1 protein-coding gene is annotated in these 402 nt (G+C 62.7%); it reads right to left on the bottom strand.

From position 1 onward, the window contains the following. Positions 1-402, bottom strand: a 402-nt coding sequence (locus tag E4T88_RS17675; RefSeq protein ID WP_221411835.1) for a hypothetical protein, incomplete at both ends; no start/stop codon positions are given.

The raw sequence follows: 402 nt of genomic DNA, 5'->3' as shown, positions 1-402 counted from the left end.
GTACCCAGGGCAGTGTCGCCAGCCTGAATACCGACGCCTTTCACATTGAGGGTCGCACGTTGCGCCTGATCCAGCCGGGCAGTGAGCGCAAGGTTTTGCAGGCGATTGTCCTGCAACGCGAGCTGGCTGCCCTGCAAGGCCAATTGGCCCTGCGGCGTTTGTAATGTTCCGGCCAGATCCAGCCGGCCTTTGACCTGCCCCTGCAAACGTGGCCACAACTGGCCAAGCCGCGGCAGATCGAGGTCAAGCTGACCTTTCAAGCGCTCCTGCAGGCTGCCGGTGCCCTGGATACGGTTATCACCCAGGCGAATATTCAGGCTGCTGACCGTCCACTGCTGATCGCGGCCGTCGGCCTTGGCCTGCAACACGGCTGGCTGACCCCGCAAGCGCCCTTTCAAATCC

It is taken from the genome of Dysgonomonas mossii (assembly GCF_004569505.1).
GTDB lineage: Bacteria > Bacteroidota > Bacteroidia > Bacteroidales > Dysgonomonadaceae > Dysgonomonas.
Note: the sequence above shows the minus strand (reverse complement) of the source record. Positions and strands in the feature narration are given on the sequence as shown.